Annotated in this window: 27 protein-coding genes; 8 read left to right on the top strand and 19 right to left on the bottom strand. The window is 59.1% G+C overall.

Annotated features, from left to right (window positions below; genetic code table 11):
* Nucleotides 1–13: 13 nt before the first annotated feature.
* The 4 genes from AC27VJ_RS00740 to exbB all read right to left on the bottom strand — a co-directional run bounded on the left by AC27VJ_RS00740 (nucleotide 14) and on the right by exbB (nucleotide 3,617).
* On the bottom strand, nucleotides 14–1,003 hold the full coding sequence (locus AC27VJ_RS00740; RefSeq protein WP_488682431.1) for an Ldh family oxidoreductase: 990 nt from the start codon (nucleotides 1,001–1,003) through the stop codon (nucleotides 14–16).
* Between the two features lie 87 nt (nucleotides 1,004–1,090).
* Nucleotides 1,091–2,032, bottom strand: coding sequence for a TonB family protein (locus AC27VJ_RS00735; RefSeq protein ID WP_488682430.1), 942 nt, complete (start codon nucleotides 2,030–2,032; stop codon nucleotides 1,091–1,093).
* A complete protein-coding gene (gene exbD / locus AC27VJ_RS00730; RefSeq protein WP_488682429.1) occupies nucleotides 2,029–2,511 on the bottom strand; it encodes a TonB system transport protein ExbD in 483 nt (160 codons plus the stop codon). The genes AC27VJ_RS00735 and exbD overlap by 4 nt, the downstream gene beginning before the upstream one ends.
* 2 nt (nucleotides 2,512–2,513) lie before the next feature.
* On the bottom strand, nucleotides 2,514–3,617 hold the full coding sequence (exbB, locus tag AC27VJ_RS00725) for a tonB-system energizer ExbB (RefSeq protein WP_488682428.1): 1,104 nt from the start codon (nucleotides 3,615–3,617) through the stop codon (nucleotides 2,514–2,516).
* A gap of 304 nt (nucleotides 3,618–3,921) precedes the next feature.
* On the opposite strand from exbB, the gene AC27VJ_RS00720 reads away from it, so the two are divergent.
* Nucleotides 3,922–4,629 carry a YoaK family protein gene (locus AC27VJ_RS00720; RefSeq protein ID WP_488682427.1) on the top strand — a complete coding sequence of 236 codons (708 nt, stop codon included), beginning with the start codon at nucleotides 3,922–3,924 and terminating at the stop codon, nucleotides 4,627–4,629.
* A 9-nt stretch (nucleotides 4,630–4,638) separates the two neighbouring features.
* Here the strand turns inward: AC27VJ_RS00720 and AC27VJ_RS00715 are convergent, their stop codons facing one another.
* Nucleotides 4,639–5,157 carry a hypothetical protein gene (locus tag AC27VJ_RS00715; RefSeq protein ID WP_488682426.1) on the bottom strand — a complete coding sequence of 173 codons (519 nt, stop codon included), beginning with the start codon at nucleotides 5,155–5,157 and terminating at the stop codon, nucleotides 4,639–4,641.
* Nucleotides 5,158–5,250: 93 nt separating this feature from the next.
* Between AC27VJ_RS00715 and AC27VJ_RS00710 the strand changes: the two genes are divergently transcribed.
* The gene (locus AC27VJ_RS00710) at nucleotides 5,251–5,886 is read left to right on the top strand and encodes a trimeric intracellular cation channel family protein (protein ID WP_488682425.1); all 636 of its coding nucleotides are present in this window, start codon (nucleotides 5,251–5,253) and stop codon (nucleotides 5,884–5,886) included.
* A 61-nt stretch (nucleotides 5,887–5,947) separates the two neighbouring features.
* Here AC27VJ_RS00710 and AC27VJ_RS00705 read toward each other — a convergent pair whose 3' ends face one another.
* Entirely contained in the window at nucleotides 5,948–6,205 is a 258-nt protein-coding gene (locus AC27VJ_RS00705; RefSeq protein ID WP_113086283.1) for a BQ00720 family protein, read from the bottom strand.
* Nucleotides 6,206–6,262: 57 nt separating this feature from the next.
* The gene (locus tag AC27VJ_RS00700) at nucleotides 6,263–6,688 is read right to left on the bottom strand and encodes an Hsp20 family protein (protein WP_062451560.1); all 426 of its coding nucleotides are present in this window, start codon (nucleotides 6,686–6,688) and stop codon (nucleotides 6,263–6,265) included.
* 182 nt (nucleotides 6,689–6,870) lie between these two features.
* Between AC27VJ_RS00700 and AC27VJ_RS00695 the strand changes: the two genes are divergently transcribed.
* Entirely contained in the window at nucleotides 6,871–7,815 is a 945-nt protein-coding gene (locus AC27VJ_RS00695; RefSeq protein WP_488682424.1) for a nucleoside hydrolase, read from the top strand.
* Nucleotides 7,816–7,956: 141 nt separating this feature from the next.
* Here AC27VJ_RS00695 and AC27VJ_RS00690 read toward each other — a convergent pair whose 3' ends face one another.
* Nucleotides 7,957–8,817: an LOG family protein gene (locus AC27VJ_RS00690; protein WP_103656908.1), complete on the bottom strand. Its 861-nt coding sequence runs from the start codon at nucleotides 8,815–8,817 to the stop codon at nucleotides 7,957–7,959.
* A gap of 137 nt (nucleotides 8,818–8,954) precedes the next feature.
* On the opposite strand from AC27VJ_RS00690, the gene dapD reads away from it, so the two are divergent.
* Genes dapD through AC27VJ_RS00675 form a run of 3 tightly spaced genes read left to right on the top strand, consistent with a single transcriptional unit; the run spans nucleotide 8,955 to nucleotide 11,603 of the window.
* A complete protein-coding gene (dapD, locus tag AC27VJ_RS00685; protein WP_062451562.1) occupies nucleotides 8,955–9,809 on the top strand; it encodes a 2,3,4,5-tetrahydropyridine-2,6-dicarboxylate N-succinyltransferase in 855 nt (284 codons plus the stop codon).
* Nucleotides 9,810–9,826: 17 nt separating this feature from the next.
* Nucleotides 9,827–11,020 carry a succinyl-diaminopimelate desuccinylase gene (gene dapE, locus AC27VJ_RS00680; protein ID WP_488682423.1) on the top strand — a complete coding sequence of 398 codons (1,194 nt, stop codon included), beginning with the start codon at nucleotides 9,827–9,829 and terminating at the stop codon, nucleotides 11,018–11,020.
* Nucleotides 11,007–11,603 carry a hypothetical protein gene (locus AC27VJ_RS00675; protein WP_488682422.1) on the top strand — a complete coding sequence of 199 codons (597 nt, stop codon included), beginning with the start codon at nucleotides 11,007–11,009 and terminating at the stop codon, nucleotides 11,601–11,603. The genes dapE and AC27VJ_RS00675 overlap by 14 nt, the downstream gene beginning before the upstream one ends.
* Nucleotides 11,604–11,832: 229 nt before the next feature.
* Here the strand turns inward: AC27VJ_RS00675 and arsC are convergent, their stop codons facing one another.
* Genes arsC through def form a run of 4 tightly spaced genes read right to left on the bottom strand, consistent with a single transcriptional unit; the run spans nucleotide 11,833 to nucleotide 14,521 of the window.
* Nucleotides 11,833–12,237, bottom strand: a complete 405-nt coding sequence (gene arsC, locus AC27VJ_RS00670; RefSeq protein WP_488682421.1) for an arsenate reductase (glutaredoxin) — start codon at nucleotides 12,235–12,237, stop codon at nucleotides 11,833–11,835.
* Nucleotides 12,215–13,021 carry a tRNA pseudouridine(38-40) synthase TruA gene (gene truA, locus AC27VJ_RS00665; RefSeq protein WP_488682420.1) on the bottom strand — a complete coding sequence of 269 codons (807 nt, stop codon included), beginning with the start codon at nucleotides 13,019–13,021 and terminating at the stop codon, nucleotides 12,215–12,217. The genes arsC and truA overlap by 23 nt, the downstream gene beginning before the upstream one ends.
* Nucleotides 13,021–13,956, bottom strand: a complete 936-nt coding sequence (fmt, locus tag AC27VJ_RS00660) for a methionyl-tRNA formyltransferase (RefSeq protein ID WP_488682419.1) — start codon at nucleotides 13,954–13,956, stop codon at nucleotides 13,021–13,023. The genes truA and fmt overlap by 1 nt, the downstream gene beginning before the upstream one ends.
* Nucleotides 13,957–14,008: 52 nt before the next feature.
* Nucleotides 14,009–14,521, bottom strand: coding sequence for a peptide deformylase (def, locus tag AC27VJ_RS00655; protein WP_488682418.1), 513 nt, complete (start codon nucleotides 14,519–14,521; stop codon nucleotides 14,009–14,011).
* A 149-nt stretch (nucleotides 14,522–14,670) separates the two neighbouring features.
* On the opposite strand from def, the gene AC27VJ_RS00650 reads away from it, so the two are divergent.
* Both AC27VJ_RS00650 and AC27VJ_RS00645 read left to right on the top strand, forming a co-directional pair.
* Nucleotides 14,671–15,867 (top strand): DNA recombination protein RmuC, encoded by a 1,197-nt coding sequence (locus AC27VJ_RS00650; RefSeq protein ID WP_488682417.1) that lies wholly within the window; start codon nucleotides 14,671–14,673, stop codon nucleotides 15,865–15,867.
* A 49-nt stretch (nucleotides 15,868–15,916) separates the two neighbouring features.
* Complete coding sequence (locus tag AC27VJ_RS00645) at nucleotides 15,917–16,816, top strand: ribokinase (protein ID WP_488682416.1); 900 nt, start codon at nucleotides 15,917–15,919, stop codon at nucleotides 16,814–16,816.
* Between the two features lie 3 nt (nucleotides 16,817–16,819).
* Here the strand turns inward: AC27VJ_RS00645 and trmB are convergent, their stop codons facing one another.
* The 7 genes from trmB to AC27VJ_RS00610 all read right to left on the bottom strand — a co-directional run bounded on the left by trmB (nucleotide 16,820) and on the right by AC27VJ_RS00610 (nucleotide 24,321).
* Nucleotides 16,820–17,518: a tRNA (guanosine(46)-N7)-methyltransferase TrmB gene (gene trmB / locus AC27VJ_RS00640; protein ID WP_353578232.1), complete on the bottom strand. Its 699-nt coding sequence runs from the start codon at nucleotides 17,516–17,518 to the stop codon at nucleotides 16,820–16,822.
* Nucleotides 17,519–17,626: 108 nt separating this feature from the next.
* Complete coding sequence (gene metK, locus AC27VJ_RS00635) at nucleotides 17,627–18,892, bottom strand: methionine adenosyltransferase (protein WP_488682415.1); 1,266 nt, start codon at nucleotides 18,890–18,892, stop codon at nucleotides 17,627–17,629.
* A gap of 174 nt (nucleotides 18,893–19,066) precedes the next feature.
* A complete protein-coding gene (locus AC27VJ_RS00630; RefSeq protein ID WP_488682414.1) occupies nucleotides 19,067–19,486 on the bottom strand; it encodes a helix-turn-helix domain-containing protein in 420 nt (139 codons plus the stop codon).
* 145 nt (nucleotides 19,487–19,631) lie between these two features.
* Nucleotides 19,632–21,221: an apolipoprotein N-acyltransferase gene (gene lnt, locus AC27VJ_RS00625; protein ID WP_488682413.1), complete on the bottom strand. Its 1,590-nt coding sequence runs from the start codon at nucleotides 21,219–21,221 to the stop codon at nucleotides 19,632–19,634.
* Between the two features lie 200 nt (nucleotides 21,222–21,421).
* Nucleotides 21,422–22,558 (bottom strand): hemolysin family protein, encoded by a 1,137-nt coding sequence (locus AC27VJ_RS00620; protein ID WP_488682412.1) that lies wholly within the window; start codon nucleotides 22,556–22,558, stop codon nucleotides 21,422–21,424.
* A 17-nt stretch (nucleotides 22,559–22,575) separates the two neighbouring features.
* Nucleotides 22,576–23,082, bottom strand: coding sequence for an rRNA maturation RNase YbeY (gene ybeY / locus AC27VJ_RS00615; RefSeq protein ID WP_488682411.1), 507 nt, complete (start codon nucleotides 23,080–23,082; stop codon nucleotides 22,576–22,578).
* Between the two features lie 183 nt (nucleotides 23,083–23,265).
* On the bottom strand, nucleotides 23,266–24,321 hold the full coding sequence (locus AC27VJ_RS00610; RefSeq protein WP_488682410.1) for a PhoH family protein: 1,056 nt from the start codon (nucleotides 24,319–24,321) through the stop codon (nucleotides 23,266–23,268).
* Nucleotides 24,322–24,347: the final 26 nt, after the last annotated feature.

Raw genomic sequence — 24,347 nt, 5'->3', positions numbered from 1 at the left:
TACGGCGCTTTGATTACAGGGCTTTGATCTGAGCCAGAATATCGTCTTCGATGACGATGCCGTTTTCCAGCGACTGCTTGCGAATGCCCTGACTGCGACGTCCCGGCAGCCGCGCATTCTCCTGCCCCTCGATTTCACTTGCCATGAGAGCAAGCCGCTTGGCAAAGACGTCGTTTCCGGCAATCAGCGGATCGATGGCGATGATGGTGTGGCCCAGCGAAGGTGCGGTCCCCGTGTCATCCAGCAGCGATGAGGCCTGAAAGCCGAAATTGCCGCCGGTCAGGCCTGCAGCCATAACCTCCACCATCAATGCCAACGCAGCACCCTTGGCCTCACCCGCTGGCACCATGGTGCCGTTGATCGCCTCGTTCGGATCGGTCGTCGGTTGTCCCGAAGCATCCAGCGCCCAGTCACTGGGGATTTCAACACCCTTCTGGCGTGCCGCCATGATCTTGCCCCGCGCGACTTTGGACAGAGCAAGGTCGATGACCAGCGGATCGGCACCGTCAACCGGGGCTGCAAAGGCGATGGGGTTGGTGCCGTAAAGCGGCTTGATGCCACCCCAGGGCGCCATGGACGCCGGTGCATTGGCGACCATAAACGCGACGAGTCCCTGTTCCGCAAAACGCTCCACCGTCAACGCCATCACACCGGCATGGTGCGACCGACCGATGAGACCGAGAGCAATGCCCTGCGAGCGCGCAATATCGGGAAGCTTTTCAACGACGAGATCAATAGCCGGATAAGCATAGCCGTGACCGGCATCGACGGATAGCACGGCGGGGCGTGTCTGCGTGGCGACAGGCCGGGCTTTGCCCTCGATTTTCCCGACACGCAGCTGGCCGATATAGGCAGGTATGCGGCGCACCCCGTGACCACCCTGCCCCGCAGCTTCTGCTGCCACGAGTGCGCGCGCAACGGAGCGCGCATTATCCGGCAGAACACCGTTCTTTTCAAAGATGGAAGAAACGAACTCTTCCGCCTGCTCTATGCTGAATTTCATGACTGGCTTGACCTGCGGTGGGTAAAAGCCAGCCATAGCGCAAGCGGCAGCGGAGCGAAATGCTTTTCGCTCTGCCCCGTCCTCAGCCTACTGAATCTTGATCGGCAGTGTGACAGTCCGGTTTGCATCCGGTGGTGGCTCTGCCACGGGAGAGGCTCTTTCGATCCAGGCCAGCACCTGTTGATCGATGGAGGCATCGCCTGTCGATCCCTGCAATCGGATCGAGCTCAAGGCGCCATTGTCATTGACCCGGAACGTCACCGTCACGACCTTGCCGCCAGCGCTGAGCGACGAGGGCTTTTTGCGCGAAATCTGCGAGCGGATGCGCGACTGCCATTTTGCAGGCGTCATAGAAGAGGAGAACAAACCCGAACTGTTGCGGGATGCCGCCGTGCGGTTGGACTGTGTCGTCTCGACCTTGGCGGTTTCCTTGGCAACGGAAGGTGGCGGCGCGGCTGTCTGCTTGCGCTCGACCTTCTTCTTTTCGGGCTCTTCCTTCTTTTCCACCTTCTTCTCGACAGGAGGTGGCGGACGCATGACGGGCAATGGCACCTCGACATTTTCGAGAGCGGCCATCTGTTCCTGCTGAATGGGGTCGATCTCTTCCACCGGCTCGGGCACTTCTTCCGGCAGAGGCTCCGTCACTTCCTGTGGCGGCTCCGGCATCGGTTCGGGCTCGGGCGGCGTTTCCTGGACAACGGGTTCTGGCTGCGGTTCAGGCTGGGGCTGAGGCGCTTCTTCTGGCGGAACTTCTTCCACCTTTTCGGGAACCTCGCTCTTTACCTCCTGCACGTCTTCCACATCATTTGCCTCCACCGTTTCTTCGGTTTCAACAGCTTCGGGAAGGGCAGCAAGCTCGATCATGATGGCCGCAGGCGGTCCACCATCGGCGTCGGGTTCCGGCTGGTCCTGCATCAGATAATAGGCCGCCCCCGCATGAACGGAGAGCGTCAGGAGGCCAGCGACCGACCATAGCGCCACTTCTCCCAGCCGGGAGCGTCCGGAACGGGGAAAAGACGTGGCACTCATGGCGTCGCTCCAGCAGGTGCAGGCGTGCCGGGCGCAGAAGAGGCAGGCTGCGTTGCAGCCGCAGCATTCTCAAGGCCCACCAGCGCGATCTTCAGATAGCCGCTGTCTCGCAGCATGTTCATGATTTCCATGAAATGCCCGTAATCGACGGCCTTGTCGGCCCGCAGGAAAATGCGCGTATCCTTGTTGCCGCCGGTGCGCGCATCGAGGCTTGCCGCCAGCGCTTCACGCGCCACGGCGTCGTTGCCGAGATTGAGCGACAGGTCATTCTTGACCGTGAGATACAGTGGCTCATCCGGGCGCTCGGCAGGCTTGGCCGAAGAGGCGGGCAGATCGACATTCACATCGACAGTCGCAAGCGGCGCTGCCACCATGAAGATGATGAGCAGCACCAGCATCACGTCGATGAAAGGCGTGACGTTGATCTCATGGTTTTCGGAGAGTTCGTCCCCACCGCTTTCACGAATACCACCAGCCATGATCAGCGACCCACGAGCGAGACGGCAGGCTTGGCGGCATTGCCGGGCGGAATACGACGGAAATCGAGGTCACGGCTGACCAGACGCTCGACGCCAGCGGCAACATCCGCCAGCAGATGGCGATAGCCGGTGATAGAGCGGGCAAAGATATTGTAGATCACCACAGCCGGAATGGCCGCGACGAGGCCGATGGCGGTTGCCAGCAGCGCTTCGGCAATGCCGGGTGCAACGACGGCCAGATTGGTCGTCTGCGATTCCGAGATACTGATGAAGGAATTCATGATGCCCCAGACCGTGCCGAACAGGCCGACGAAGGGCGAGACGGAGCCAATGGTTGCCAGAATACCGGTTCCGCGCGACATGCGACGACCCGCATGGGTTTCGATGCGACCGAGTACGGAGGACACGCGCTCCTTGATGCCGCCGCCATCGGTATGTTCGACCACCGCGTCGGAAAGATGCATTTCATGGGTCGCCATCCGAAGCATGAGAGCAGCCGGGCCACCTTTTTTTTCCACCGCACCCATGGCTTCAGAGAGAGTCTTCGCCTTGTGGATGATCTTGAGCGTGGAACCGGCGCGAATGCGTGCACCAGCCAGTTCGATGGATTTCGCCACCCAGACCGTCCATGTGATCAGCGACGCGAAAGCAAGACCGATCATCACGCCCTTCACGACCCAGTCGGCGGCCATGAACATGCCCCAAGGGGACAGATTGTGCGGAATATCGGTGCGCTTTTCAGGCGTGCCCGAAGGCTGCTGCGCCGGGTCGGCAAGGCTTGGCTGAACCAGTGGCTGGCTGGCCGTTGCCGGTGCGGGCTGCTCTGCGGCAGACGTGGGCGCTGTTGGCTGCGTTGCTGGGGCTGGCTGAACCGAATTTTCGGTTGCTGGCGCTGCGGGTGCAGGAGCGGCAGGGGTCTGTGCCTGTGGTGTGACGGTCTGGCCTGCGGCGGCAGGCTCATTGGTCGGGGCGGGCGTCGTGGTTTGCGCCACGCCTGCGCCAGCGTAGAGGCAGGCAACGAGTGACAGCATGAGTGCGGCAGACCCACGTCGTTTGCCCGGCAAAGCCTTGAGGTTTGACGAATGGGTCAATTTTTCAGATGCCATCATGATATTCCCGGAGTTCCGTAACAATGCGCCGATCTTCTGCAGCCAGAGCCTGCATTCTCAAACCTTGCAAGCGTTCTGCGCATTCCGCTAACAAAGTTGAGTAGGATTGACAACTAATACCTTGCTGAAACCTGTCCTGTAAACTCCTCTTTTACGAAAACGGCCTTCTGATTCGGCCAGGCTGTTCGTGATGCAGCAAGCCAAGGCGGGAGTTTCCGGTAATTGTGGACGCCAACCCGTTTAACGGGGTGGAAATCTTGGCCACCTAAACTCCGCATCGAACCCGTATTGCGAGACGTCCATGACCAGACAGAGACGGCGAAAGATCATTCGCGCAAGGCGCACGGCAACCGGCATTGCGCTGGTGGCTGCGCTGTCCTTCATCGCCGGAATGACGGATGCCATCGGGCTCACGATGTCCGGCGATTTCGTGTCTTTCATGACCGGCAACACCACCCGCGCGGCCCTGTCGCTGCAAGCTGGTGATTATGCCCATGCGGGCATTCTGCTGCTGGCCATTCTCACCTTCGTTGCTGGTAATGCGGGCGGCATCGTCGTTGCCTATCGAACCCAAAGGCGCGTTTTCACCGTTCTGTGCTGCGTCGGCCTGCTGCTTTTCGCCGCCGCTCTTTTGCAAATGCAGGAAATGAAGCTCACCCAGTTCTATCTGGTCGTCTTTGCCATGGGCATGATCAATGCCGCCGTCGAACATATCGAGGGCCTGCCGATTGGCCTCACTTATGTTACCGGCGCACTGTCGCGATTTGGGCGCGGCATCGGAAGGTTCATTCTGGGCGAGCGAAAGCTGGATTGGACGATCCAGATGGTGCCGTGGATCGGCATGGTCGCGGGCGCAATCTGCGGTGCGGTTCTGGCGACAGCCTATTCCGAAATCGCCCTTGCTTGCGTCAGCCTGCTCGTCTTCGTCGTCGCCATTGCCAGCATGTTCATGCCGCCTTCGTTGCGCCGCCGCTACAATCAGGGCGTCGCGATCAGGACCAGCAAATAGGCCCGCAGATTATTTTCGCGAGATCGTCACGAATTTCGTGCCACGCACGCGCACCGTCATTTCGCAGGGTTCGCTATCCGTGCGGTCGCAGAAACGCGGGTGCATTTTCAGCACGAAGACCATGTTTCCAAAGCGCTGGACGAAATCATAGCTGTAGATCGTGGCGGTGGCGATCATCAGATAACCGCCTTCCTTGACCTGCACATAGAAATTATAGGGGCAGCCATCATCGTTGCAGGCCCGTGCCTTCTCGCCATCGCAGGTCAGTTCGCCGCGATTGGTGACGGCATCCACCAGCCCATCATTGTTGATATCGAGCCTTGTCACGAAACCCGAACCGAACTCGGCCACTTTGCATTCCTGGCGAAAATGGTCCTTCTCGTAAATTTCCGGATCGCTGACGAGTTCCTGCTGTGCCAGCGCCACCACCGGAACGGCCAGAAATACCAGCGCTTGAAGCGTTACGAAGAGAAGGCGTTTCACGGCATTTTCCTTTGGGTCTGTTTCGGCTATGGATGCGGGCAGCATGGGACTGTCGCTTTGTCGATCCGGCGACGGAGGATAGGTCCTGTCCCTTGCGTGACACTGACCCTGCGCGCATTATCTGAGGAGCGCCTGCCCATGACCCTTCTGGCCTTTCTCGATTATGCGGGCGTTGCCGTCTTTGCCGCCACAGGGGCGCTTGCCGCCTCCCGCAAGCAGCTGGATCTCATCGGCTTTCTGTTTTTTGCAGCCGCAACCGGCATTGGCGGCGGTACGTTGCGTGATCTGGTTCTGGGTCGCGCACCCGTCTTCTGGGTCGTCAATCCCACCTATATTCTCGTCTGCGTGGTCGTCGCCGCACTCGTCTATCTCACGGCGCACCTGCTGGAATCCCGCTACCGGCTGCTGATTTGGCTCGATGCGATCGGTCTCTCGGCCTATTGCGTGATGGGCGCGGCCAAGGGTCTGGCCGTCAGCGGCTCTCCCACCGTCGCCATCGTCACCGGCACCATGACGGCCACATTCGGTGGCGTGCTTCGCGATATTCTGGCGGGCGAGCCATCCGTCCTGCTGCGGCCCGAGGTCTATATCAGCTGCGCCCTGATGGGAGCCTGCGTCTTTACCGCCGCCCATGCCATCGGCCTGCCGCTTCTCGTTGCATCCGCCGCTGGCGTTCTCACCGCCTTTGCGATCCGAAGCGGCGCGCTGATCTTCGGCTGGACCTTTCCGCGCTACCATCCCCGTCCTGGCAGACCGCCGGAAGACGTGATGTAAGACAAAGACAAAAGGCGCGCGGGGGCGCCTTGATCATATTCAACAGAGCAACTGGTTCGTCTCAGTGCACGCTGATGGTGCGCAGCTCGTCTTCCGCCGCCTTGAAGAAGGTGCTGGAGCGATTGTCGGTCAACAGGATCGGCGTGCCATCCGCACCGAACAGGGCCCACAGATCAAGGCCGGGATCGATACTGGGTGCTTCTGGAAAACAACGATTCACGTCTTCGGCGCGAATTTTGCGGATATATCCGACTTCGCCTGCTCCGATATGAGCCAGCTGGGACTTGGTCAAACGCGCATGCGCTTCTTTCAAGAGCATATTTCAGTCTCCACATTCTAAGACGCCGCGACGTGAGAATCGGTGGCGTGCAGAATCCTACTGTGAGACGGAAATGTTAATTTTCTTCACCACGTTGGAGATTTCCGGTCGCGTCAGATCGATGGAGAGCAGCCCGTTGCGCAGGCGCGCATCATTGACCTGCATCCCGTCCGCCAGAACGAAAACCCGCTGGAATTGGCGCGCAGCAATGCCGCGATAGAGATAGTCCCGCGCATCCTGTTCCTGCTGGCGTCCACGGATGACGAGCTGATTGTCCGCCGTCGTCACTTCCAGATCGTCTTCGGAAAATCCGGCCACCGCAATGGTGATTCGCAGGCGCTCGGGGCTGTTTCCCTCGGCGGCTAGGCGCTCGATATTATAGGGCGGATAACCATCATTCGCCTTTGCCATGCGCTCCAGCGTTTTTTCCATGGCATCGAAACCCAGCATCAGCGGGTGCGTGAAAGGTGTCATGCGACTCATCTGTTTCAGTCCTTGTACCCAAGCGACGATCGTCAGCCCCGTTTACGGCGGCTTTCCTGCATATGGTAATATAGTGTTTGCAACGCAAGAATGCCGTGCTGCTAAAACTCTGCACTGGCGCGTGCTTGACAAGCTTTCGAAACAGGCCTGAAAAGGCGTGTGATAGAAAAAACAGGACAATCATGGCCGAGCGCAGAAAAATCATTATCGACACCGATCCGGGGCAGGACGACGCAGCCGCCATCATGCTGGCATTGGCAAGCCCGGAGGAAATCGAAATCCTCGGTCTGTGCGCCGTTGCAGGCAACGTGCCGCTGAAGCTGACCAGCCGCAACATCCGCATCATGCTGGAACTGTGTAACCGCACGGAAATCCCTGTCTATGAAGGCTGCGAGCGCCCGCTGGTCCGTGCGCCGATTACCGCCGAGCACGTCCATGGCAGCACCGGGCTGGACGGCCCGACCTTGCCGGAGCCGGTTCTTGAAGCGCAATCGCAAAACGCCATCGACTTCATCATCGAGACGATCCGTCGCGAGCCGGAAGGCACCATCACGCTCTGCACACTGGGTGCGCTCACCAACATCGCCACCGCCTTGCAGAAGGCCCCCGATATTGCGCCACGCGTGAAAGAGCTGGTGCTGATGGGCGGCGGTTTCTTCGAGGGCGGCAATATTACGCCCGCTGCCGAATTCAACATCTATGTCGATCCGCAGGCCGCAGACATCGTCTTCCGGTCCGGCATTCCGCTCGTCATGATGCCGCTCGATGTGACGCACAAGCTGCTCACCACCAAGGCCCGCGTTGCAGCCATCCGCGATATCGGCACCCGCCCGGCCATTGCCATGGCCGAAATGCTGGAGTTCTTCGAACGCTTCGACGTGGAGAAATACGGATCCGACGGCGGCCCGCTGCATGACCCGACCGTGATCGCCTATCTCATCAAGCCGGACCTGTTTGACGGTCGCGATTGCAATGTCGAGATCGAAGTGAATTCCGAACTCACCATCGGCATGACGGTTGTCGACTGGTGGAAGGTCACAGGCCGCGAACCGAATGCCCGCGTCATGCGCGATGTGAATGCGGATGGTTTCTTCGCGCTTTTGACGGAGCGGTTTGCGCGGATTTGATGGTGTGTTGAGGGCGGGTGCCGCCCTTTCCTTACGTCACCCTCGGGCTTGTCCCGAGGGTCTAACCACGTTTGATCTTGTGGTTCGTTAGATCCTCGGCACAAGGCCGAGGATGACGAGCGGTGGGCCTATTCGCCTCACTCAAAGCTCATAAAAATCCGCAACGACCTTCCAGGCATCCTCAGCCGTTTCGCAGAAATGCAGCAGATCCATATCATCTGGCGCAATCGTACCGAAATCGGCCAGCGCCTCGAAATTGATGATGGAACGCCAGAAGGCTTCACCGAACAGGATGAGCGGGATCGGCGCCATGCGCTTGGTCTGGATCAGCGTTAGCGTTTCAAACAGCTCGTCCATAGTGCCGAAGCCGCCTGGAAACACCACGACGGCCTTTGCACGCATCAAAAAATGCATCTTGCGGATGGCGAAGTAGTGGAAATTGAAGCTGAGGTCCGGCGTCACATGCGGGTTGGGTGCCTGCTCGTGCGGCAGCAGAATGTTGAGGCCGATTGACGGCGCTCCGGCTTCTGACGCGCCGCGATTGCCCGCTTCCATCACGCCCGGTCCGCCACCCGTCATCACGACATATTCGCGGTGGTCATGCTTTTCGGATTCACCCGCGCAGAGCTTGGCGAACTTACGGGCCTCATCATAATAAACCGAGGCCGCCTCGAGGTTCTTTCTCTGCGTTTCATTGCGCGCTGCCCAGGCTTCTCCGCCCGGCTCGGGAATGCGCGCGCCGCCAAACAGCACGACGGTGGATTTGATGCCGCGCTCGGTCAGGATCATTTCCGGCTTCATCAGTTCCAGTTGCAGCCGGATGGGACGCAATTCTTCGCGGCACAGAAAATCGGTATCGGCATAGGCCAGACGATAGGATGGCGAGGCCGATTGCGGGGTTTTGGGCAGGCCTTCTGCCTGCTGCTTGTCATCCGAGCTGGATTTCAACGGGTCCCAGACGCCATCCTTGCGACGCAACTTGCCATTTTTCAGTTTTGCCATGTCCATGCCTTTCGTATAGCCGCGCCAAATCACATTGACGCCCTTGAAACACTCGCTTAGAGCAATTGACCATGTCCGGCCAGCGCGCGGATGTTTCCCTGTATGTGACGATAGTCAGCGAAGTTTAAGGAATTCTCATGAGCATCTCGGATCTTGGCTCCCTTGAAACAATCATCGAAACCGCATTCGATAATCGCGACAGCGTTACCATATCGACCAAAGGCGAAGTTCGCGATGCCGTCGAAACCTCGCTGAACCTGCTCGATGGCGGCAAGGCCCGCGTTGCTGAAAAGCAGGCCGATGGAAGCTGGAAAGTGAACCAGTGGCTGAAAAAGGCCGTGCTGCTGTCCTTCCGTCTCAACGACATGGAGATCGTCACCGGCGGCCCCGGCGAATCCACATGGTGGGACAAGGTGCCGTCCAAATTCGAAAACTGGGGTGAAAACCAGTTCCGCGCTGCAGGTTTCCGCGCCGTGCCGAATGCCGTCGTGCGCCGCTCCGCTTACGTTGCCAAGAACGTCGTGTTGATGCCGTCCTTCGTCAATCTCGGCGCTTATGTCGATGAAGGCACCATGGTCGATACATGGGCAACCGTCGGTTCCTGCGCACAGATCGGCAAGAACGTCCACCTGTCCGGCGGCGTTGGCATCGGTGGCGTGCTCGAGCCGCTTCAGGCTGGCCCGACCATCATCGAAGACAATTGCTTCATCGGCGCTCGCTCTGAAGTCGTGGAAGGCTGTATCATTCGCGAAGGTGCCGTTCTCGGCATGGGCGTGTTCATCGGCAAGTCCACCAAGATCGTGGATCGCGCCACCGGCTCCATCACCTATGGCGAAGTGCCGCCCTACTCGGTCGTCGTCGCCGGCACCATGCCGGGCAAGCCCTTCCCGAATGGCGAAATGGGCCCCAGCCTTTATTGCGCCGTCATCGTTAAGACCGTGGACGAGAAGACCCGTTCCAAGACCGGCATCAACGAGTTGCTGCGCGACTGATAGAAGTAGACTGACCCATGCACGCCACCGATCCCGTCGCCAATCTTGCCGCCCTTATCCGTTGCCCGTCGGTGACACCTAAAGAAGGTGGCGCGCTGACGCTGCTCGATACGCTGCTCTCCCCGCTTGGCTTTGCAGTGGAGCGCGTCACGGCGACGGAAGAGGGAACGCCTGACGTCGAAAATCTCTATGCCCGGCTTGGCGATCAAGGCCCGCATCTGATGTTTGCGGGCCATACGGATGTCGTGCCCGTGGGCGACGAGACCGCCTGGAGCCATCCGCCTTTTGCCGCTGACATTGCAGGTGGTGAGATGTTCGGGCGCGGTGCCGTCGATATGAAGGGCGGCATCGCCTGCTTCGTCGCGGCCATCGCCCGCCATATCGAAAAGCATGGCAAGCCCCAGGGCTCTGTCTCCTTCCTCATCACCGGCGATGAAGAGGGGCCATCGATCAACGGCACCTCCAAGCTTCTGGAATGGGCCGCCGCCAAGGGCGAGACATGGGATGCCTGCGTCGTGGGCGAACCCACCAACCCGGATCAGCTGGGCGACATGATCAAGATCGGTCGCCGCGGCTCGCTGTCGGGCCGCATCGTGGTCTATGGCGTTCAGGGACACGCGGCCTATCCGCATCTGGCCGACAACCCCGTTCGTGGCATGTTGCAACTGACCCAAGCCTTGATGGACCCGCCCTTCGATAATGGCACGGATAATTTCCAGCCATCCAACCTCGAAGTCACGACCATCGACACCGGCAATACGGCCACAAACGTCATTCCGTCCAAGGCGACGGCTGCCTTCAACATCCGTTTCAACGACACGTGGACGGCTGAGACACTGCGCGCCGAGATCATTCGCCGTCTGGATGAAGCCGCTGCCGATGGCGTGCTGCGCCCGGATCGTTCGCCGGTCACATATGACCTCGTCTGGGCCGACCGCCCAGCCCATGTTTTCCTGACCCGCAACAATGCGCTGATTTCATCGCTGTCGGGTGCTGTGGCAGAGGTCACCGGCAACGAGCCGAAGCTATCGACCACCGGCGGCACGTCGGATGCCCGTTTTATCAAGGACTATTGCCCTGTGGTGGAATTCGGCCTCGTCGGCCAGACCATGCACATGGTGGATGAGCGCGTGGCCGTCGCAGATCTGGAAACCCTGACGCGTATCTACGAGACCTTCATCGAACGCTGGTTTGACCATGCCATCGTATAACGAGGTCACCCTTTACGTTAGAGGCCTGTGGCTGCTGTTTCTGGGCGATCCTGCCGGTGGGCGTTTGCTGGATTTGACGGATCGCGGCATGGCCCGGTCTTTTTATGCAGCCTTGTGGTGCCTGCCCTCCATGGCGCTGTCATGGTACTGGTGGCATGAGGCCTATCTGTCCGTCTTGCCGAAGGGTGTCGGCACTGGCGCCATCTTCTTTTTGCGGCTGGCCATGGTCGAGGCCATCTGCTGGATGGTGCCGCTGATCCTCATCGGGCTCTTGCTGGTGGCATTCGGTGCCAAGCAGAAGTTTTCCGCCCTCGTCGTCGTCGCCAACTGGCTGTCGCTGCCCTTTTCCTATGCCTATGCAACGCTGATCCTGATCGCGCTTCTGGTGCCCTCCCTGCAGGGGCTGGTCGCAATCCTGTGGTTTTCGCTGTTGCTGACGCTGGTCTTCAGCTTTTCCCGCATTGTGAAATTCTTCGTGCGGGAACAGCCGCTGCTCGTCGCCGCACTCGTCATGACGCTGCTTATTCCCGGCATGATCCTGTCGGAAGTGCTGCAACGCTTTCTGGGTGTCTATCCGAGCTGAAGACTGGTCTGTGAATCGTGTCATTACAGGCGTCGCGGGTGTGGCTTACCCCCCTCTGTCCTGCGGAGGGAGATCGGCAAGACGCAAACGCCTGCCTCACCAGCAGGGTTAAAGATGGGCGAGAGCTAGCAACGATTCGATCTCCCCACCTGTGGGGGAGATGTCCGGCAGGACAGAGGGGGGTGAGCCGCACCCGCCACCGCCTACTGTCGCCTAGCTTCCGCAAAAATCAGCGTTCAGGCACAACCTCGCCATCTTCCTTGGTGAAGCTACCGATGCTGCCATCGGCCAGAACATCCAGCACCAGTTCCGACGGGCGGCAGAGGCGCGCGCCCTTGTCCGTCACCACGATAGGCCGGTTCAGGAGGATCGGATGCGCTTCGATGGCATCCAGCAAGGCATCGTCGCTCAAGCTCTCGTCCGAAAGGCCAAGCTCCACATAGGGCGTGCCTTTTTCCCGCAGCAGACCGCGCAGCGGCACGCCGATCTCTTGCGCAAGAGATACGATCTCGGCGCGCGATGGCGGCGTCTTCAGATATTCGATGATAACGGGTTCTTCGCCCGATTGGCGGATCATGGCCAGCGTGTTGCGCGAGGTGCCGCAGGCTGGGTTATGATAGATCGTCACCGTCATTGTTCGTCTCCGTTCTGGGCAGGCGCGGCGGTATCACATCGGGATAATCGACCTGCATGAAATAGAGGCCATCAGGCGGGGCGACCGGGCCGCAGGCCTTGCGGTCACGCGCCTCCAGCGCTGCCTTCACATCATCAACCGTCATACCGCCATCACCGGCCAGCTTCAGCGTGCCGGCAAAGGAGCGGATCTGGTTGTGCAGAAAGCTCTGCGCGGTGGCGCGGATCTCGATCAGGTCCCCATCGCGCGTCACATCCAGCCGGTCGAGCGTTCTGATCGGGCTGTTGGCCTGGCAGTGCACGGAGCGGAAAGTGGTGAAATCATGCCGACCGACCAGCATCTGGGCTGCCGCATGCATGGCCTCGTGGTCGAGGTCTTTCGACACCCACCAGGCCCGCTTGTGTTCCAGCGCCAGCCGGGATTTGCGGCAGATGATGCGGTAGAGATAGTGGCGGCGCAGCGCTGAGAAACGGGCATCGAAGTCCTCGGTGACAGCTTCGACATCGAGAACCGAAACCGCCTCTCCCGCCATAGCCAGATGCGCATTCAGCGCATTTCGCAGCTTGTAGGGCTCCCAGGGGCGGGTGAGATCGACATGCACGACCTGCCCCTTGGCGTGAACGCCGGAGTCGGTGCGGCCTGCGCCACGAAAACTGACCGTTTCTGTGGTCAACGACAGCACGGCTGCTTCCAGCGCGCCTTGCACGGATGGACCATTGGTCTGCCGCTGCCAGCCGAAATAGGGGGAACCGTCATATTCGACGGTCATGCGGAAGCGTGGCATCAGCCGAGCCTCGTACCGACAGCAACGGGCGTGCCGCGCAGGAAGTCTGCGGCCAGCATCGGCTTGCCCCCCGCTTTTTGCAGGCGTACCAGCCGCACCGCCCCACTACCGCAGGCAATCGTCAGGGCATCGTCCAGAACGGAGCCCGCCTCGCCCATGCCGCTTGCCAGTTCCGTTTCCAGAACCTTCACGCGCTCGCCCTTGCCGCCGATGTCCATTTCGAACCAAGCGCCGGGGAAAGGCGAGAGGCCGCGAATGTGATTGTGCACATCCTGGCTGGACCGGAAGAAATTGATGCGGGTCTCGGCCTTGTCGATCTTGGCGGCGTAGAGAACGCCCTCGTCCGACTGTGGTGTCAGCGGCAGATCGCGATCTTCCAGCTTCAGCATCGCCTCGCGCATCAGCCGCGCACCCGCCAGCATTAAGCTGTCATGCAATTCGCCAGCGGTCATGTTCGGACCGATGGCAACCTTTGCCGTCAGCGCGACGGGGCCAGTATCCAGCCCCTTTTCCATCTGCATCACCATCATGCCGGTTTCTGTATCACCAGCCATAATCGCGCGCTGAATAGGGGCCGCACCGCGCCAGCGCGGAAGCAGCGAGGCATGGCCGTTGTAGCAGCCAAGGTCCGTGCCGTTCAAAATGGACTCGGGCAGCAGCAGGCCATAAGCGACGACGACGGCCACGTCAGCATTGAACGCATTGAATTCCGCCCTGTCTTCTTCCGCCTTGAAATTCAGTGGCGTCAAAACGGGAATGCCGAGCAGTTCAGCGGCCTGATGCACAGGAGATTTCTGGAGATCGAGCCCGCGACGGCCACCGGGCCGTGGCGGCTGCGTATAGACAGCGGCGATCTGATGGCCCGCATCGACCAGCGCGCGCAGAGTGGGAACGGAAAATTCCGGTGTTCCCATGAAAATAATGCGCAGTGCCATGCTCGCCCCCTGCCCTCAAAGACCTGATATGCTGACCCGCAGGTCAAGAAAATCAGACCTTTGCGCGGGCCGCCTTGGTGAATTTCTTGATGACCATATCCCGTTTCAGGCGGGAAATGTGGTCGATGAACAGAACACCGTTCAGATGGTCGATTTCATGTTGCAGGCAGGTGGCCAGAAGGCCATCGGCTTCCACCGTCTGCTTTTTGCCATCGCGGTCGATATAACCAACCGTCAGTGCCGCAGGACGTTCCACCTCGGCATAATAATCCGGAATGGACAGACAGCCCTCCTCATAGGTCGAAACATCGTCCGACACTTTGAGGATTTCCGGGTTGATGAAAACGACCGGCTTGCGGTCTTCATCTTCGCGCGAGATATCGATGACCAGCATGCGGCGCGGCACGCCGATCTGGATGGCGGCAAGGCCGATGCCCGGCGCATCATACATGGTTTCCAGCATATCATCGGCAAGACGCACGATCTCGGCATCCACCTGTTCGATAGGCTTGGATTGCTGGCGCAACAACGGATCAGGCAAAATAATAAGCGGTTTGATGGTCATGGCTTCCCATAACGCATCTCATCTTTCGAGGAAACAAAAAATAAAGGCCCGGAATAAGGTCTGTTTCAGCGATCCATAGGACTCAATTAGGCCCCAGAAATGTTCTTGGTTTGATCTTACGAATCACGAGAAATCTGGTAGATTTGCGCATGAACATCGATCTCACTGCCCTTGGTACGACAGCTTTCAGTCTCGGCGACCTGTACATATCGGTCGGCGCTTTGCTCGGCATCATCGTCGCAGGCTGTCTGGTGGCCGCCGCCTTCGTCTGGCGCAGACCGCCTGTTGCCGATCAATCGCGCGATGAAATCACCGAGCTTCTCAGAACCCAATCGGAACTGCATGGCCGCATCGCCGCCATGACGGAAAGCCTCAGCGCCCGCCAGAACGAGATGAGCCAGACGCTGAACGACAGGCTCGACGGCATGTCGCAGCGCATCGGCACGACGCTGACGGAGCAGACCCGCTCAACCCACGAAAATCTCAGCAAGTTGCAGGAGCGCTTGGCTGTCATCGATGCGGCGCAGGGCAATATTCAGGATCTGGCCAAGGACGTCATCGGCCTACAGGCCATCCTCAATAACAAGCAGACCCGTGGTGCCTTCGGACAGGCGCGCATGGAAGCACTGATTGCCGACGCCCTGCCCTCCGGTGCCTACAGTTTGCAGCCGACGCTTTCCAACGGTTTCCGGCCTGATTGCATGATCAAGATGCCGAACAATGCGCCACCACTGGTCATCGACGCGAAGTTTCCGCTGGAAGCATGGAATGCGCTAAAGGCGGAAGAGGGGGCCGAAGGAAAACGCGCCGCTACCCAGCAGTTTCGCCGCGATATGGAAGTGCATATTCGCGATGTGGCCGACAAATATCTCATTTCAGGCGAAACGCAGGATACGGCCTTTATCTTCGTTCCCTCGGAATCGATCTTTGCCGATATCCACCAGCATTTCGAAAATCTAGTGCAGCGCGCCCACCGCTCGCGCGTCGTCATCGTCTCGCCATCGTTGCTGATGCTTTCGGTGCAGGTCATCCAGTCGGTGCTGAAAGACCAGCGCATGCGCGAACAGGCGCATCTCATTCAAGGCGAGGTCGCGATGCTGATGGATGATGTGCGGCGTCTGGACGAGCGAACCCGCAAATTGCAGGCGCATTTCGGGCTGGTTCAGAAGGATGTGGACATGATGCTGACCTCGTCCGACAAGGTGCTGGCGCGCGGTATCAAGATCGAAAGCCTTGATTTCGCGCCATCGCAAAAGGAAATCGCCCATCTGGAAGCCGAGCAATTGCGGCGCATCGCGGATGTGCGCGCCGGTGCTGCCAAGCTTAGGGTGGTTGACGACGAGTGATCCACTCGGCAAAGTCGCCTTCTTTTTCGTCCCTTATGGAATGACCCGCATGATCACAGTTTTCGGCTCCATCAACATGGACCTCGTTGCCATTTCCGACCGCCTGCCAAAGCCGGGCGAGACGGTGACTGGCAAGACATTTTCGACCGCAGCCGGTGGCAAGGGTGCCAATCAGGCGCTGGCGGCACGTCGAGCGGGTGCAGAGGTGAAAATGGCGGGTGCCGTCGGCGACGATAGTTTCGCTGCCCCTGCCCTGACCCTGCTGCGTGATGCAAGGGCGGACCTGTCGCTGGTCAAAACCGTTGCCGTCCCCACCGGCACCGCCGTCATCCTCATTGGTGAGGGCGGTGAAAACATGATCTCGGTCATTCCCGCCGCCAATGGTGAAGTCTCGGAAGCCGATGCAGAACGCGCCGTCTCCGAAATGGCGGCAGGCGATATCCTGATGTTGCAGTTCGAGGTTCCCGCCGAAGCCATCGAAGCCGCGCTGAAAGCCGCCAAGGCAAAGCGCGTGACGACGCTCATCAACACCGCGCCTCTGACATCTGAAGCGCAGCGCCTGTCGCGGCTGGCAGATGTCGTCATTGCCAATGAGACCGAATTCGAATTGCTGATCGGCAAAAACGGCCTCTCCGCTGATCAGCGCGAGAAGGAACTGGCCGCACTGCATGACGAAACTGGCCAGACGTTGATCGTCACCCTGGGCGCAGAAGGCGTGATCGCCATCCGCAACGGCAAGCTCGTCAAGGCCAAGGGGCTGAAGATCGAGCCGGTCGATACGGTCGGTGCGGGTGATACGTTCTGCGGCTATCTGGCCGCGAGCCTCGATGCCGGTCTGGATTTCGAGGCGGCCCTTCGCCGTGCCGCCGTTGCCGGTTCGCTGGCCTGCACCAAACCCGGCGCACAGCCATCCATTCCTGTCGCATCCGAGGTGGATGCGAAGATCTGACAATCAGGTTCGGATGAAGGTGAGATAGGCGGAGCTGCGACCCTCGCGCTTCGCCTTGTTCTCGTAACGCGTGCCCGGCCAATTGGCGAAGGGCGTCGTCCAGTCGGCAGAGACCTGCGCCGTCCATTCGAAACCGCCATGGGCAGCGCAATGCTGCAGCGTCCAGTTGATGTAGGTGTCGATATCGGATGCGAAGCAGAACTTGCCGCCGGGCTTCAGCACCCGGTGGAACCGCGCCAGATTGACGTCAGACACAAAGCGACGCTTCCAGTGCTTCTTCTTCGGCCATGGATCGGGATAGAGCAGATCGATATGGTCGATGCACGCATCCGGTAGCCAATCCAATAGCTGCGTCGCGTCGTCGTCATAGAGACGGATGTTCATCAGCTCGCGCTCTTTCACGCTGCCCAGAAGCTTTGCCATGGAATTGACGAAGGGCTCGACGCCGATGAAACCGGTGTCCGGATTTTCAGAGGCGCGGTGGATGAGGTGTTCACCACCACCAAAGCCGATTTCAAGACGAATGGATTTCACATCGGCGGGAAAAAGGGCCGCAAGGTTTTTGGGCGGCTGCGTCGCCAGATCCACCTTCAGCAAAGGCAGAAGGTTCTCGATCGTATCGACCTGCTGGTTGCGCAGCGGCTTGCCTTTACGCCGGCCAAAAAACGCTTCCGTTGCGCGTGAACGCCGCTCTTCCGTCATGTCAACACTCTCAGACAAATGGATAACCCGCACCGCGCCTGTTTATGGCGCTGTGCGGGTTTCAAAACGTTTAGACCGTATCTCTCAATCAACGGCGATTGACAAGCCTTATGCGGCTTTCAATGCATCCTTGAGCGGCTTGACCAAATCCAGCTTCTCCCAGGAGAAGGAACCGTCGCGACCGGCCTTGCGACCAAAATGGCCGTAAGAGGACGTCTTGGCATAGATCGGCTTGTTGAGGTCCAGATGGCGACGAATGCCCGATGGCGAGAGGTCCATGACCTTGCGGATCGCTGCTTCGACTTCGTCTTCGCTGAGCTTGCCGGTCTGGTGCAGATCGACATAGACCGACAGCGGCTGGGCCACGCCGATGGCGTAGGACAGCTGGATGGTGCAACGTTCTGCAAGGCCAGCAGCCACGACGTTCTTTGCGAGGTAGCGGGCAGCATAGGCAGCCGAACGGTCGACCTTGGTCGTGTCCTTGCCGGAGAATGCACCGCCACCGTGCGGAGCTGCACCGCCGTAAGTGTCCACGATGATCTTGCGTCCGGTGAGGCCAGCGTCGCCATCAGGACCACCGATCACGAACTTGCCGGTCGGGTTGATGTACCACTGGCAATCATTGGCGATCTTGAGGTCGCCAAGAGCTTCGCGGATATAGGGCTCCACGACGTCGCGAACCTTCTTCGAATCCCAGCTCGCATCCAGATGCTGCGTGGAGAGAACAATGGAAACGGCCTCGGAAGCCTTGCCATCGACGTAACGCACGGTCACCTGGCTCTTGGCATCGGGGCCGAGCTTGGCAGCTTCGCCTTCGCCGCTCTTGCGAGCAGTTGCCAGAAGCTGGAGAATACGGTGCGAATAGTAGATCGGGGCCGGCATCAGGTCCGGCGTTTCCTTGCAGGCGTAACCGAACATGATGCCCTGATCGCCAGCGCCTTCGTCACCCTGCTTGTCGGAAGCATTGTCCACGCCCTGCGCGATGTCGGCAGACTGTGGGTGCAGCAGCACGTCGATCTTGGCCGTCTTCCAGTGGAAGCCGTCCTGCTCGTAGCCGATGTCACGAATGGCCTTGCGCGCCGCAGCCTTGAACTTGGCCGGGTTGATGACCGGATGACCGCTCGCGTCCTTCAGGACGTGGCCTTCCTTGTCTTTCTTCAACAGCGTGTCGGGAACGCGGACCTCGCCAGCGATGATCACGCGATTGGTCGTGGCAAGCGTTTCGCAAGCAATGCGCACAGTCCACGGATCGACGCCGGTCTTGGCGGCTTCACGATAGATGAGATCGACGATTTCATCGGAAATGCGGTCACACACCTTGTCAGGGTGACCTTCAGCAACAGACTCGCTGGTGAACAGGTAATTAGCGCGCATGCGGGATTCCCCTCAAAGAAGTGTCTTCCGGTTTGTTAGTCAGTTTGCCCGAAAAAAACAAGGACACAACGACATAAATATATCTTTATATGAGAATTCCTAACTCATGCTTACCCAATAAAAAACGGCCCCGAAGGGCCGTTGTAGTCGTCCGATTGTTTTGAAGCCGTGAGATTACTCGGCGTCGCCTTCGGCGGCCAGCGCCTTGACCAGATCGACGATGCGGCGACGAACCTTGGGATCATTGATCTTCACGAAGGCGCGGTTCAGCTGCAGACCTTCGGAGGAAGACAGGAAGTCCACAACGTAGTTGGAGCTGGTCGCCTCGGCCATGCCGGTTGGGTTGACAGTCTGGTCGCCCGGCGCATCTTCGAAGAAGAAGGAAACCGGAACGTTCAGAATGCCGGAAATGTTCTGCAGGCGGCTGGCGCCAACGCGGTTCGTTCCCTTTTCATACTTCTGAATCTGCTGGAATGTGATGCCAAGGCTCTCACCCAGCTTTTCCTGGCTCATGCCCAGCATGGTGCGGCGGAGGCGGATACGGCTCCCGACATGAATGTCAATCGGGTTCGGTTTCTTCTTGTTCTCTGTCATTGTTATGGTCCTGACATTCAGTTTATTCGGGGTTATCGACTACACACCTGTGCAAATCCTGAACTGTAGGATTGTCGCAACACGGAATATATCATGTGCGTTGTGCAACCTAACAAGTTCACTATGCAATTTTAGGGGTTTTTGGTCAATTCTTCCGATTCATCAAACCAATCCTTGAAATGAATGCGATGACGAGTAATAGACCAAAGAACAACCAAAAGTGCATTTGTCGCATATCTGCGGTCATCACGCCAGTAGCATTACTACTTAAAGTAGAATCGATTATTCCCTTTTGACCGTAGTCAAGACCTGCGACAATTCGCCCCAGAGGGTCTATGAAGGCCGAAATGCCGGTATTGGCCGCGCGAATCACAGGAACGCCGGTTTCGACCGCGCGGATTCTCGCCTGCTGAAAATGCTGATACGGGCCCGGCGTATTGCCGAACCAGCCATCATTGGTCACGTTGACGATGGCCGTCGATGTGGCGATGTCAGATGGTACTTCGCCCGGAAAAATGATCTCATAGCAGATGAAGGAATCGAGTTTCTTGCCCGATGGCAGGGTGATCGGTTCCCGCGTCACCGCCGGTGAAAAGCCGCCCGGCAGGCTGATCAGATTGTTGATGCCGAAGTTGCGCAGCACATTCTCGAACGGCACATATTCACCAAAGGGCACGAGATGCACCTTGTCGGTGGCGCCGATGATCTGGCCCTGACTGTCGATGGCATAGACCGAGTTATAATAGCGTGGCGCATGGCCCGCCCCCGCATCTTCCATCCGCACCGCACCGGTCAACAGGATTTGCCCGTCTTCCAGCGTCTTGGCGATCTCTTCCAGCGCGTCCGGGTTCTGGGTCAGAATGAAGGGAACCGAGGTTTCCGGCCAGACGATGATGTCCGCCCGCTTCTGGCCCGCCGTCGGCGGCAGCGCAGACAAGCGCAGATGCTCCTTGAAGATTTCCGCCCGGTCCTCGTTCAGCATCTTGCGGGACTGATCGATGCCGGGCTGCACGATCCGAACGGTCAGCGCATCATCGGCAACCGGCAACGGTTGCTGCAAACGGTAAGCACCGTAACCGAGATGTGCCGCCAACATCAGCAGGGCAATGGACAGGCCCGGAAGCATGCCCTTCTTCGTTCCCAACAGAGCCGGGCTGGAAAAGACGAAGACGGCCACCATCGACATACCGAAAATGCCGATCAGGTTGGATGTCTGCATCATCATCGGAATGGGCATCAGGCCGTAGCCCACCGTATTCCAGGGAAAGCCGGTAAGAATGAAGCTGCGCAGCCATTCGATCAGGCCGAAGGATGCAGCCAGTGCGGCGATCCTGCCCCAGCCATCCGACCACAACAGGTTAGCCAGCATGACGGCAAGGCCGTAGAAAATGGCAAGACAGGCGGGAAGGCCGAGAATGGCGAGCGGCAGAGCCCAGGCGAATTCATCCGCCTCCAGCAGCAGCGCATTGCCCAGCCACCACAGGCCCGCAACAAAATAGCCGAGGCCGAACAGCCAGCCGATGACGAAGGTTTTGCAGCCGCGCGACCAGACGCCGCCCTCGGGACTGCCCGTGGTACCGTCGATCAACCAGACCAGCAGCGTGAAAGAGATGAAGAGTGCCGCAAAGAAACCGAAGGGCGGAAAGGCAAGCGCGCCCACGGCACCGGCAAGGATGGCGGTGATTGTGCGGCCAAAACCACTGCTCAACATGATCTTGCCCGCCAGCCGCTCCATGCAGTCTCCACCTTGTTAAGGCACCGTCCGACACAAGATACACGGGAGGCGACACCGTCTGCTTAACGGGACTTACTGTAAAAAAAAGCGCGCGTCCACAGGCTCCACTTCGCCTATCTTACAGACACGCACCGGCCCGAAACAGAAAGGCCGCAGAACGAACAGTCCGCGGCCTTCAATCTGAAATCATTGCCTTAAATTCAGGCGGACGCACTATCCGCACGGCTGGTCGGGGCTGGCAGCGCCAGCACGACATCGCTCACCGCTTCGGCAGGCGCCTGGTCATCCTCGCCCTCGGAGGACTGATTGCGCACGATGCGCACGCCCTTGATGCGGCGGGAATCGGCATCCAGAATATGGAATTCGAAACCGGACACGGCCCGGACCACTTCGCCCTTGACCGGAATGCGGCCCAGCGCGAAGAAAATCAGACCGCCCAGCGTATCGATTTCCTCGATATGTTCCCGCACATCGAAATCCGGGCCGATGGCCTCGGCCAGTTCGGTCAGCTCGGCACGCGCATCGGCAATCAGAACGTCGGCAGACAGACGCGAGAACATGGTCTCGTCCTTGTCGTGCTCGTCGTCGATGTCGCCAATGACCATTTCCACGATGTCTTCATGGCTGACGAGACCGTCGGTGCCACCATACTCATCGATGACAAGCGCCAGCTGGGTGCGCTGCGCCTGCATGGTCTTGAGAAGCGTCGAGGCCAGCATGGAAGGTGGCGCAAAGAGGATTTTGCGGATGATGCCCGCTTCCGCCAGCGTTTTTTCCAGATCGACGCGGGCAAGGTCGAAATTGGCGCGGGGCGATTTCGCAGCCTTGGCTTCGCCACCTGCGGCGGCACGCGAACCGACGCGGCGCTTGTTGCGGGCCTGCTTGCCGATGAAGGACAGAAGATCGCGAATATGGATCATGCCCTTGGGGTTATCCAGCGTCTCGTCATAGACAGGCATGCGCGAGCGGCCCGTTTCTTCAAACAGGATCATCGCTTCGCCGATGGTCATGTCCTGATCGAGCCCGTCAATATCGACGCGCGGGATCATGATGTCCTCGACGCGGACTTCCCGGAAACGCAGGATGTTGTTGAGCATCGCCCGCTCTTCGGGCGTAAACGCGGCACCGATTTCGGTATCGGTCATCAGCGCGTCGGTAATGTCTTCTCGAAGACGCTCGCCCTGCGATGGCTTTAGAAGCCTCGAGATGCGAGACCAGATGCTGGCTCTGGGTTTGGCCTGATAGTCCTGCCGTAAGGGACTACTGCCCTCCTCCGATGAGGATTGTTCCCCGGTGTCTTTGCCCTCCAGGGGCGGTCGTGCCGAATGTTCGTTCATGGTCCCAAACTGTTAAATCAAAGCGGTTCCTGTCCCGCATAGGGATCAGATAGACCAAGCTTCGCCAAAATGCGAGTCTCAAGCCCTTCCATTTCTTCCGCTTCTTCGGTGTCCAGATGATCGTAACCGAAAAGATGCAAAAATCCATGCACCAGAAGATGTGTCAAATGATCCTCGAAACTCTTCTCCAGATCAAGGGCCTCGCGCTCAACAGTCTCGCGCGCGATGACGATATCACCCAGCATCGGCCCCGGCATGCCGCCCGGCTCCAGCGGATAGGCCGGAAAAGACAGGACATTCGTCGCCTTGTCCTTGTCGCGCCATTCGGCATTAATTTCGCGAATGGCTTCGTCATCCGTAAAAACCAGCGACAGCTCGGTCGGCTGTTTCGGAAAGGGCTGATTCTCTTCCGCTTTCAGAAAATCGACAGCCGCATCCAGCACCTTCGTGCTGAAGGCATAAAGCTCTTCTTCCGAGGTCCAGTTTTCGGCCTCAACACTGATTTGAATTTCCAGCACAGTCATGCTTATGCTTTTTAGTTTCCCGTTAGCGGCCGTTACAAAATATTTTTGAAGGCCGCTTCCATCATGAAAACGTCTTCCCAGTGTTCCGTCATCCTCGGGCTTGTCCCGAGGATCTAATCACGTTGAGACAAGTGAGGCGTAGCAGATCCTCGGGACAAGCCCGAGGATGACGAAAATCTAAAATCACGTGCCTCTTGGCAGGCTTTCGTCGGGCACTGCTGTCTGAGCTTCATAGGCGCGGACGATGCGTGCGACCATCGGATGGCGAACGACATCGACGTCCTTGAAGCGAACGACGGACACACCTTCGACATCGGGCAGGATTTGCAGCGCTTCCACGAGGCCGGATTTCACGCCGCGTGGCAAGTCCACCTGGCTCGGGTCACCGGTCACGATCATGCGACCGTTTTCACCCAGACGCGTCAGAAACATCTTCATCTGCATCGTCGTGGTGTTCTGGGCCTCATCGAGAATGACCGCAGCATTGGCAAGCGTGCGTCCGCGCATGAAGGCGAGCGGCGCGATTTCGATGACGCCGGCCTGAATGGCACGCTCCACCTTGTCGCCCGGCATCATGTCGTACAGCGCGTCATAGAGCGGGCGAAGGTAAGGATCGACCTTTTCCTTCATGTCGCCGGGCAGGAAGCCCAGACGTTCACCCGCTTCCACGGCTGGACGCGACAGGATGATGCGATCCACCACGCCCCGTTCCAGAAGCTGGGCGGCGTGTGCCACGGCCAGATAGGTCTTGCCCGTACCGGCAGGGCCGACGCCGAAGACCAGTTCCGACTGTTCCAGCGCCCGCATATAGACGTCCTGCGTCGGCGTGCGGGCCGCGATGGTCTTCTTGCGGGTAGAAATCTGCGCCATAGAAACCTTGGCTTTGCGTTCCATGGTCGGCAGGGTCAACTGATCGTCGGCAGCCACCGCCATTCGGATGGCACCTTCGACGTCCGATTCCTCTACGCTTCCGCCCTTCAGCAGACGCTGATAGAGGAAATCCAGCGCCCTGCGTGCCTGATTGGTGGCAACCAGTTCGCCGGTAATGGCAACAGAGTTGCCGCGCGGGCGCGCATCGATGTTCAGTCGCTGTTCCAGCAATTTCAGGTTTTGATCGAACTGACCGAATAGCTCTCCGGCTATCCTGTTATTCTCGAACGTGAGGACGAAGTGATTGGCGTCGGTCGCGGCTGGGCGTGGCTGGCGCGATGAGGGTGATACCAATTCGTGTGCGTTCAAGCGGTCAGGCTCCCGTCCTAATCAGT

The organism is Agrobacterium sp. 20P9.1.2, from assembly GCF_057799395.1.
The sequence above is the reverse complement of the archived record's forward strand: the minus strand, read 5'-3'. Positions and strand labels throughout refer to the sequence as shown.

What these genes read in the sequence shown, in the direction of transcription:
- arsC (WP_488682421.1), bottom strand. Translation starts at nt 12,237, where the DNA reads ATGACGGTGACGATCTATCATAACCCAGCCTGCGGCACCTCGCGCAAC.
- AC27VJ_RS00695 (WP_488682424.1), top strand. Translation starts at nt 6,871, where the DNA reads ATGGCCGAGCGCAGAAAAATCATTATCGACACCGATCCGGGGCAGGAC.
- fmt (WP_488682419.1), bottom strand. Translation starts at nt 13,956, where the DNA reads ATGGCACTGCGCATTATTTTCATGGGAACACCGGAATTTTCCGTTCCC.
- AC27VJ_RS00735 (WP_488682430.1), bottom strand. Translation starts at nt 2,032, where the DNA reads ATGAGTGCCACGTCTTTTCCCCGTTCCGGACGCTCCCGGCTGGGAGAA.
- truA (WP_488682420.1), bottom strand. Translation starts at nt 13,021, where the DNA reads ATGCCACGCTTCCGCATGACCGTCGAATATGACGGTTCCCCCTATTTC.
- dapD (WP_062451562.1), top strand. Translation starts at nt 8,955, where the DNA reads ATGAGCATCTCGGATCTTGGCTCCCTTGAAACAATCATCGAAACCGCA.
- AC27VJ_RS00740 (WP_488682431.1), bottom strand. Translation starts at nt 1,003, where the DNA reads ATGAAATTCAGCATAGAGCAGGCGGAAGAGTTCGTTTCTTCCATCTTT.
- AC27VJ_RS00690 (WP_103656908.1), bottom strand. Translation starts at nt 8,817, where the DNA reads ATGGCAAAACTGAAAAATGGCAAGTTGCGTCGCAAGGATGGCGTCTGG.
- trmB (WP_353578232.1), bottom strand. Translation starts at nt 17,518, where the DNA reads ATGACGGAAGAGCGGCGTTCACGCGCAACGGAAGCGTTTTTTGGCCGG.
- AC27VJ_RS00650 (WP_488682417.1), top strand. Translation starts at nt 14,671, where the DNA reads ATGAACATCGATCTCACTGCCCTTGGTACGACAGCTTTCAGTCTCGGC.
- AC27VJ_RS00720 (WP_488682427.1), top strand. Translation starts at nt 3,922, where the DNA reads ATGACCAGACAGAGACGGCGAAAGATCATTCGCGCAAGGCGCACGGCA.
- ybeY (WP_488682411.1), bottom strand. Translation starts at nt 23,082, where the DNA reads ATGACTGTGCTGGAAATTCAAATCAGTGTTGAGGCCGAAAACTGGACC.
- AC27VJ_RS00710 (WP_488682425.1), top strand. Translation starts at nt 5,251, where the DNA reads ATGACCCTTCTGGCCTTTCTCGATTATGCGGGCGTTGCCGTCTTTGCC.
- AC27VJ_RS00645 (WP_488682416.1), top strand. Translation starts at nt 15,917, where the DNA reads ATGATCACAGTTTTCGGCTCCATCAACATGGACCTCGTTGCCATTTCC.
- dapE (WP_488682423.1), top strand. Translation starts at nt 9,827, where the DNA reads ATGCACGCCACCGATCCCGTCGCCAATCTTGCCGCCCTTATCCGTTGC.
- AC27VJ_RS00700 (WP_062451560.1), bottom strand. Translation starts at nt 6,688, where the DNA reads ATGAGTCGCATGACACCTTTCACGCACCCGCTGATGCTGGGTTTCGAT.
- AC27VJ_RS00705 (WP_113086283.1), bottom strand. Translation starts at nt 6,205, where the DNA reads ATGCTCTTGAAAGAAGCGCATGCGCGTTTGACCAAGTCCCAGCTGGCT.
- exbD (WP_488682429.1), bottom strand. Translation starts at nt 2,511, where the DNA reads ATGGCTGGTGGTATTCGTGAAAGCGGTGGGGACGAACTCTCCGAAAAC.
- AC27VJ_RS00620 (WP_488682412.1), bottom strand. Translation starts at nt 22,558, where the DNA reads ATGAACGAACATTCGGCACGACCGCCCCTGGAGGGCAAAGACACCGGG.
- lnt (WP_488682413.1), bottom strand. Translation starts at nt 21,221, where the DNA reads ATGGAGCGGCTGGCGGGCAAGATCATGTTGAGCAGTGGTTTTGGCCGC.
- AC27VJ_RS00675 (WP_488682422.1), top strand. Translation starts at nt 11,007, where the DNA reads ATGCCATCGTATAACGAGGTCACCCTTTACGTTAGAGGCCTGTGGCTG.
- AC27VJ_RS00630 (WP_488682414.1), bottom strand. Translation starts at nt 19,486, where the DNA reads ATGACAGAGAACAAGAAGAAACCGAACCCGATTGACATTCATGTCGGG.
- metK (WP_488682415.1), bottom strand. Translation starts at nt 18,892, where the DNA reads ATGCGCGCTAATTACCTGTTCACCAGCGAGTCTGTTGCTGAAGGTCAC.
- AC27VJ_RS00715 (WP_488682426.1), bottom strand. Translation starts at nt 5,157, where the DNA reads ATGCTGCCCGCATCCATAGCCGAAACAGACCCAAAGGAAAATGCCGTG.
- def (WP_488682418.1), bottom strand. Translation starts at nt 14,521, where the DNA reads ATGACCATCAAACCGCTTATTATTTTGCCTGATCCGTTGTTGCGCCAG.
- exbB (WP_488682428.1), bottom strand. Translation starts at nt 3,617, where the DNA reads ATGGCATCTGAAAAATTGACCCATTCGTCAAACCTCAAGGCTTTGCCG.